Origin of the sequence: Sandarakinorhabdus rubra, from assembly GCF_010994245.1 — a bacterium.
GTDB lineage: Bacteria > Pseudomonadota > Alphaproteobacteria > Sphingomonadales > Sphingomonadaceae > Sandarakinorhabdus > Sandarakinorhabdus rubra.
In genome coordinates, this window is the sequence record NZ_WMHO01000128.1 from 1 (window position 1) to 7587 (window position 7587).

Here is a 7587-nt window from a genome sequence, read left to right on the forward strand (position 1 = left end):
GTTGCTGCGCCCGGAGGCGACGCGCTGGCGCCTCGCACTGTGGGCGGTCGCCGGCGAACTGGCGTCGCTTCCGGCGCTGCCGCCTGCGGGGCGGGTGAGCATGGCCAGCGATGGCATGGCGCCAGATTATCTGGCGGTGGCCGGTTATTGGCGGTTGCCGGGTGGGCAGACGGCGGTGCGCATCGACATGGTGGACCGGCTGGCCCGCCAGATCCACGCGCGCCGCAGCGGCCGCGCGCCGTTCATGCCCGATCCCAACTGGGCCGCGAGCCTGGGCCTGTCGCAGGATGGGTTGGCCCGGCTGCTGCGCGCGCTGGGCTATCGCCCGCGGCTGGTCGATGGCACGCCGCATTTCGCCTGGGCTGGCCCCAAGGCCCCCAGAAACGTGGCCAGCGCTCGTGCGCGCGACCCTTCATCCGATGCCGTGCCTGCTGTCAGGACAGTCGCGGCATCGCCCTTCGCCATCCTGGCAGGCATGAAAGGCAGGTAGCATTTGGTCTACGGAGCCGGGCTGAGGATCGACAAATATCTGTGGTATGCGCGCCTCGCGCCATCCCGCGCCCACGCTCAGGACCTGTGCGAAAGCCGACGATTGCGCATCGATGGCCGCGTGGTGGAACGCGCCTCGGCGCAGGTGCGGGCCGGCAGCGTGCTCAGCTGGGCGCGCGGGCCCGAGATCATCGTGGTCAGGGTGGAAGGCCTGCCGGAGCGGCGCGGTCCCTATGTGGAGGCGCGGCAATATTACACCGACCTGTCGCCGCAGCCCGAGGGGCCCTGCGATGCAGGCACGTCACATGCCCCCTTGCCAGAGGCCTTGGCCCTCGCCTAAGGGCCGCGACGCAAACAGGGGTTCAACGCGGGGCATCTGCCCCAAGGGGAGACTTATGGCCTACGTCGTCACCGAAGCCTGCATCAAGTGCAAGTATATGGACTGCGTGGAAGTGTGTCCGGTGGACTGCTTCTATGAAGGCGAGACCATGGTGGTGATCAACCCCAACGAATGCATCGATTGCGGCGTGTGCGAACCGGAATGCCCGGCCGAAGCCATCCTGCCCGATACCGAGGGTGGCCTTGAAAAGTGGATGGAACTGAACGCCACCTACTCGGCGCAGTGGCCCAACATCACCATGAAGGGTGAGACCCCGGACGATGCCGATTCGCACAAGGGCGAAGAGGGCAAATTCGACAAGTATTTCACGGCGAATCCCGGCAAGGGCTCCTGAGGGACGGCCGAGCGCGGCGCAGCCGCTTCCTTTGGTCGCGCTTCGGGCCCGAACTTAACGAAAAATCGACATTTTTCGTGCCACAAGGCATATTGGCGCGTCACAACAGTGGCATTTGTGACGTTTTTCTGATACCGACCAACATGTGACTGAGACGCGCAAAGCGCCCAGTCGAGTCGCACGACGCGCTGCCTGGCCATGACCTGCCAGGTCGGCAGCGGGTCTGGGTCAGGATGATTTGGCAGGCCGGCACGTGACGTGGTGTTTATCGATCTGGTGTCAGCCCTGCTGTCACCGGCCTTGGTGCATCTCCGTCATGTTCCGACAACCACAAGGAATATGCCCCCATGGCAATCGTCAAGCCGCTCGGTTTCGAAGTCGGTGATTATGTCGTGTATCCCAAGCACGGGGTCGGACGCGTGGTGGAAATCCAGCACCAGGAAATCGCCGGTGTCGCGCTCGACCTGTTCGTGCTGCGCTTCGAGAAAGAGCGGATGACGCTCAGGGTGCCGATGAACAAGGTGGAAAGCGTGGGCATGCGCAAGCTGTCCAGCCAGGCCACGATGAACGAGGCGCTCACCACCCTGAAGGGCAAGCCGCGCATCAAGCGCACCATGTGGTCGCGCCGCGCCCAGGAATATGAAGCCAAGATCAACTCGGGCGACCTCGTGAGCATCGCGGAAGTGGTGCGCGACCTGCACCGCGCCGAGGACCAGCCGGAACAGAGCTACTCCGAACGCCAGATCTATGAAGCGGCCATCGGCCGGCTGGCTCGCGAACTGGCGGCGATGGAAAACATCGACGAACCCGCCGCCCAGCAGAAGATCGAACAGGTGCTGAAGGCTGCGTAAGCCCCGGATCACCATCACAGCCAAGGCGGCCCGGCATCAGTTTTGGTGCCGGGCCGTTTGCTTGTGGAGGCTTGCGGGCCGGGCGCTACTGTGTATTATATCAGCAATACACAAAGGAGCGCCCCATGCCTCGCCTGTCGTCCGTCCTGCTTGCTGCCGCCGCGCTGGCGGCCGTCCCGGCCAGTGCCGAACAGCGCCGTTTTCCACTGACCGGCTTCGACCGGGTGGTGGTGGCCGGCAGCGATGATGTGACCATCACGCGCGGCGGCTTTGCCGTGACGGCCGATGGCGCTGCCGCCGATCTCGACCGGCTCGACATCGCTGTGGTGGACGGTGTGCTGAAGATCAGCCGCAAGAGGGGCGACTGGCGCAGCTGGAACGGCAAGGCGGTGCGCGTCGCCGTGGCGCTGCCGGCGCTGCGCGGGCTGAGCCTTTCTGGCTCGGCCGATGTGCAGGCCGACCGCGGCGATGCCGACCGCTTTGCCTTGACGCTCAGCGGCTCCGGCGATGTCAGCCTCGCGAAGCTGGACGCGAAGACAGCTGACATCAGCCTTTCCGGCAGCGGCGACGTGGTGACCGGCGGCCGCTGCGGTGCCGTCAACCTGCGGCTGTCGGGCAGCGGCAATGCCGATCTGTCGGCATTGAAGTGCACCAATGCCAGCATCAGCGTGGCGGGATCGGGCGATGTGCGTGCCCATGTCGCCGGCGCGGCCACTGTGCAGGTGGCAGGCTCGGGGGATGTGGCGATCGCTGGCGGCGCGCGCTGCACCAAGCGCGTGGCGGGCAGCGGCACGGTGACCTGCAGCTGATCGGGCGCGTTTCAGCCGCGCCAGTGGCTGACCACGGCTGACAGGTCGGGGCGGGGTCGTTCCTCGAGCGGCTTTTCCTGCGTGCCGATGAAGACGAAGCCGGCGATGCGTTCCGGCGCGGCGCCGCCCAGCAGCGCCAGCACCTTGTCGTCATAGGCAGCCCAGCCGGTCAGCCAGTTGGCCACCAGACCGTGGGCGTGCGCGGCGAGGCACAGGTTCTGGCAGGCGGCACCCACAGAAAGTTCCTGTTCCCACAGCGGGATATGGCTGGGCTTAGGCGCGGCGATCACGGCCACCAGGCACGGCGCCTGGGTGGCGAACTGGGTCACCGCCTCGCGCTCCAGCCGGCCGGCTTCCGGCTTGCCGGCGAGATAGATGGCCAACAGCGCGTCCGCAAAGGCGGCGCGGTTCTCGATCACCACGAAGCGCCAGGGGTTGAGCTTGCCATGATCGGGCACGCGTGCGGCAGCCCCAAGGATCGCCTGCAACTGGGCGGCATCGGGGCCGGGCGCCACCATCTCGCGCGCCTTGCCGGACCGGCGGGTGGCGAGCAGCGTTGCCGCCGAGCTGGTGTCGTTGAAACTGTCCATGCCGGCGCTCTTATCCGGCAACAGAGCGCCTGCCAATCAGGGCGCGGCCTTCACCACCGCGCCGCCCTTCATCACGAAGGCCACGCGAGTCACGGCGGCCAGATCGGCGAGCGGATCGCCGGGCACCGCCACCAGATCGGCCAGCAGGCCGGGGGCGACGCGGCCGCGATCCTTCAGGCCGAAATGGCGCGCGTTGCCGGCGGTGGCAGCGGTCAGCACGGCGCCGTTTGGCATGCCGGCGCCGGCCATCAGCAGCATCTCGCGCGCGTTGGTGCCATGCTCGTAGACGCCGACATCACCCCCCATGCAGATCGGCACGCCCGCCTTCAGGGCCAGCCGGAATGCCGCCCGGTCCTGCTCGACATCGGCCGGCGCCGGTTCGGCGCCGTTCCAGCCACGATAACGGGCAATGGCATCGCCGGCCGCCAGTGTGGCGCACAGGGCGGTGCCGTTTTTCGCCATCAGCGCGAACACGGCGGCATCGCCCTCGCTGCCATGTTCGATCACGTCCACCCCGGCCAGGGTGGCGCGGCGCATGGCCTCGGCGGTGTTGGCGTGCACCGCCACCTGCCGGCCGGCATCGTGGGCGGCAGCCACCGCCGCGGCCACCTCGGCCTGGCTGTAGGTGGGCCGGCTGCCTTCGCCCGGGCGCCAGCGATAATCGCCATAGAGCTTCACGACGTCGGCCCCGGCACCGATCTGGCGGCGCACGGCGCTCACCAGATTGGGCCCGTCCGCCTCCTCGGCGCCCTGCGGCACGGCCCAGGCATCATTCTTGGGGGCATAGCTGCCTGGCGCCACCAGCGCGCGGGTGGCAATGATCATGCGCGGGCCCGGGATGCGGCCTTCGTTGATGGCGCGCTTGAGGCCGACATCGGCATTGTCTGCCCCTTCGGTGCCCAGATCGCGCACGGTGGTAAAGCCCGCCATCAGCATGGCCTCGGCATGCGTCACGGCGCGGGCCACGCGATAGGCCTGGCTTTCCTTCAGCACCTGATCGTCCCACGGTGTCTTGTCATAGGGGTGCAGCAGCAGGTGGCTGTGCCCCTCGATGAAACCGGGCAGCAGCGTGTGGCCGGGCAACGCGATCCGGCGGGCATCAGCCGGCGCGGCGAGATTGGCGCCCACCGCGACGATGCGCTCGCCATCGACCAGCACCTGCCAGCCGGCGCGCATCGCCTCGCCATCGAACACTCGGTCGGGCACCAGCAGCAAGGGGGCTGCGGCAGCCGGCAGCGGCAGCAGGGCGATCAAAGTGGCGATGAGATGGCGCATGTTCCCAATGGGGTCCTCGCCGGCGCGACTGCACCTTAATTCGGCGTCATCCGTTCCGCTTGGCGAGCCGCGATGCGGCGGCTATCAGCGAACACGGGTCAGGCCCAAGGCGTGGGAGAGGGTGTTTGAACGAGAATGCAGCCGCGGCGGTGGCAGACACCCGCCCGCAATGGTTCGGCCATCCGGCGCAGCTGGCCCGGCTGTTTACCACCGAGGCGATGGAGCGCTTCGGCTATTATGGCATGCGGGCGCTGCTGACGCTCTATCTCGCCGAACATTTCCTGTTTTCGGATCAGACGGTCACGGGTCTCTATGGCGGTTTCACCGCGCTGGTCTACCTCACCCCGCTGGTCGGCGGGCTGATTGCGGACAATTATCTGGGCTCGAAGAAGGCGGTGAAGTTCGGCGCGATCCTGATGGCGCTGGGCTATTTCACCCTCTGCTTCGGCGGCGAGGCGGCCAGGCCCTGGGCGAAGATCGACGGCCAGCAATATGACGTGCTGGTGGAGACGCGCGGCAACGACCGGGCCCAATATGTAACCGTCGACGGCGCCAGGCTGCAGATCAAGGGCAACGAGGACGGCAGCGTGAGCCTGATGGCGCCCGATGGCAGCGAAGCCCGGCGCGTGGCCAAGGGCGGTTTCCAGGCCGGCGGGGAGCGCGATCCGCTGTTCGTCACCATCATGCTCTTGGGCCTGTCGGCCGTCACCATCGGCAACGGCTTCTTCAAGCCCAACATCTCGACCATGGTCGGCAGCCTTTATGCGAAGGGCGATCCCCGCCGCGATGCCGGCTTCACCATCTTCTACATGGGCATCAACCTCGGCTCGCTGGGCAGCCAGCTGGCCTGCCCGGTGCTGGCCGATCTTTATGGCTGGTGGGCCGGCTTCCTGCTGGCGGCGCTGGGCATGGCGCTGAGCTGGTATCTGATCCAGTTCGCCGGCCCGAAGCTCGAAGGCTATGGCGAGCCGCCGGCCGGCGCGCCCAAGCGTGATATCCCCATTTATGTAGGCGCCGTTTTGGCCGTGCCGCTGATGTGGTTCCTGTTCACCAACCTGATGGCGGCGCCGCCGCCGGTGGAAGGTGCCGGCTTCATCGGCTACCTGGCCGGCCTGCCGATCCTGGGCAAGGTGCTGTTCGCCACCTTCCTCGCCTGTGTGGTGCTGATCCCGATCTGGTCAATCGCCTATGGCAACCGCGCCGAATGGCAGATGATGCTGGCCGCCATCATCCTGATCGTCTTCAACGTGGTGTTCTGGACCCTGTTCGAACAGGCCGGCTCCAGCCTCACCCTGTTCGCGGCGCGCAACACCGATCTGTCGGTGTTCGGCCTGTTCGAAATGTCGCCGGCGCAGACCCAGTTCTTCAACGCCATCTTCATCGTGTTGCTGGCCCCTGTGTTCAGTGCCCTGTGGCAGGCGCTGGGCCGGCGCGGGCTGGAGCCCGGCATCCCGGTCAAGTTCGGGCTGGCGCTGGCCGGCGTCGGCGGCGGCTTCCTGTTCCTGGTATGGGGCACGCAGTTTGCCGGCGATGATTTCAAGGTGGGCCTGTGGTGGCTGGCCGGGCTCTATCTCATCCACTCGATGGCGGAGCTGATGATCTCGCCGGTGGGCCTGTCGATGGTGACCAAGCTGTCAATCGCCCGCGTGGTGGGCCTGATGATGGGACTGTGGTTCGTCTCCATCGCCTGCGCGCAATATGTTGGCGGGCTGGTGGCACAGGTCGCCAGTGTGGAAACCGTGGGCGGGCAGGTGACCAATCTCAAGGTCAGCCTCGACACCTATACCGGGGTGTTCGAGACCATCGGGCTGGCGGCAGTGGCGATCGGCGGCGTGCTGCTGCTGCTGGCGCCGCTGCTGAAGCGGCTGATGCACGGCGTGAAGTGAGGCTGGGCAGCAACAAGCCCCTTGGCCGCATGGCCCGGGCGCTGCACTATGGCGCGGAACGCCGGGGAGGGTGACAGGTGCCGGATCTGTTGGTGCTGGGAATGCTGGTTGGTCTGTTCGTCGCTAGCCATGAGCTACTGTCCCATCCGCTGCGCGCGCCCCTCGTCGCGCGGCTCGGCGAAAAGGGCTTTGCCATCGTCTATTCGCTGGTGGCGCTGGTCAGCTTCAGCCTTGCCGTGCAGCTGTGGCGGCAGATCCCCAAGATGCGGCTGTGGGACACGCCGGCCAGCCTCTATGGCCCGGCGCTGCTGCTAATGCTCATCGCCTTCATCTTCTTCGTGGGATCGGTGACGTCGCCCAACCCGGCGATGATGCCGGGCGTGAAGGGCGAGCCCAAGGGCCTGCAGCGCATCACCCGCCACCCGATGATGTGGAGCTTCGTGATCTGGGCCATCGTCCATGCCGTGATGACCGCCGATCCGCGCACCATCGTGCTGGCCAGCGGCATCGCCTCGCTGGCGCTGATCGGCACCATGATGCAGGACATCAAGAAGAAACAACAGAACCCCGCCTATGCCACCCACATGGCGCGTACCAGCCATGTGCCCTTCATGGCCATTCTGGGCGGCCGGCAGCCGTGGTCGGCGCTGTGGCCTGGGCTGGTGCCGGTGCTGGGCGGCACCGTGCTGTGGTTCCTGTTCCTCGGGTGGGGCCACACCTACTTGATCGGCGTGCCCGCCGCTGGCTGGAGTTACATGCAATGAGCCGTTTTGCCGGACAGACCGTGTGGATCACCGGGGCCTCCTCGGGCATTGGCAAGGGGCTGGCGCTCGCTCTGGCAGGCGAAGGCGCGCGGCTGGTGCTGTCGGGGCGCAACGCCGCCGCGCTGGCCGAGGTTGCGGCGGCCTGCCCCGGCAGCCACGTCGAAGCCTTCGAGGTGACCGATCTCGATG

Annotated in this window: 9 protein-coding genes and 1 pseudogene; 8 read left to right on the forward strand and 2 right to left on the reverse strand. The window is 67.0% G+C overall.

The features are described from left to right. The 5 genes and pseudogenes from GJV64_RS08945 to GJV64_RS08965 all read left to right on the forward strand — a co-directional run. Positions 1–490: pseudogene (locus tag GJV64_RS08945) on the forward strand (helicase-related protein); the annotation flags it as partial. Positions 491–493: 3 nt separating this feature from the next. Next, a complete protein-coding gene (locus GJV64_RS08950) occupies positions 494–829 on the forward strand; it encodes an RNA-binding S4 domain-containing protein (protein WP_235927673.1) in 336 nt (111 codons plus the stop codon). Between the two features lie 55 nt (positions 830–884). Further along, positions 885–1223: a ferredoxin FdxA gene (gene fdxA, locus GJV64_RS08955; RefSeq protein WP_164156911.1), complete on the forward strand. Its 339-nt coding sequence runs from the start codon at positions 885–887 to the stop codon at positions 1221–1223. A gap of 347 nt (positions 1224–1570) precedes the next feature. Further along, the gene (locus GJV64_RS08960) at positions 1571–2074 is read left to right on the forward strand and encodes a CarD family transcriptional regulator (protein ID WP_164156912.1); all 504 of its coding nucleotides are present in this window, start codon (positions 1571–1573) and stop codon (positions 2072–2074) included. A 125-nt stretch (positions 2075–2199) separates the two neighbouring features. Beyond that, positions 2200–2883 (forward strand): head GIN domain-containing protein, encoded by a 684-nt coding sequence (locus GJV64_RS08965; protein ID WP_164156913.1) that lies wholly within the window; start codon positions 2200–2202, stop codon positions 2881–2883. Positions 2884–2894: 11 nt separating this feature from the next. Here the strand turns inward: GJV64_RS08965 and GJV64_RS08970 are convergent, their stop codons facing one another. Continuing rightward, positions 2895–3473 (reverse strand): nitroreductase family protein, encoded by a 579-nt coding sequence (locus tag GJV64_RS08970; protein ID WP_164156918.1) that lies wholly within the window; start codon positions 3471–3473, stop codon positions 2895–2897. A gap of 36 nt (positions 3474–3509) precedes the next feature. Continuing rightward, positions 3510–4748 carry a metal-dependent hydrolase family protein gene (locus GJV64_RS08975; protein WP_164156914.1) on the reverse strand — a complete coding sequence of 413 codons (1239 nt, stop codon included), beginning with the start codon at positions 4746–4748 and terminating at the stop codon, positions 3510–3512. A gap of 125 nt (positions 4749–4873) precedes the next feature. Between GJV64_RS08975 and GJV64_RS08980 the strand changes: the two genes are divergently transcribed. From GJV64_RS08980 to GJV64_RS08990, 3 genes are all read left to right on the forward strand, one after another. Continuing rightward, positions 4874–6634 carry a peptide MFS transporter gene (locus GJV64_RS08980; protein WP_235927674.1) on the forward strand — a complete coding sequence of 587 codons (1761 nt, stop codon included), beginning with the start codon at positions 4874–4876 and terminating at the stop codon, positions 6632–6634. 77 nt (positions 6635–6711) lie between these two features. After that, a complete protein-coding gene (locus GJV64_RS08985) occupies positions 6712–7398 on the forward strand; it encodes an NnrU family protein (protein ID WP_164156915.1) in 687 nt (228 codons plus the stop codon). Further along, positions 7395–7587, forward strand: a 193-nt coding sequence (locus GJV64_RS08990; RefSeq protein ID WP_164156916.1) for an SDR family NAD(P)-dependent oxidoreductase, incomplete at its 3' end; no start/stop codon positions are given. The genes GJV64_RS08985 and GJV64_RS08990, both read left to right, overlap by 4 nt.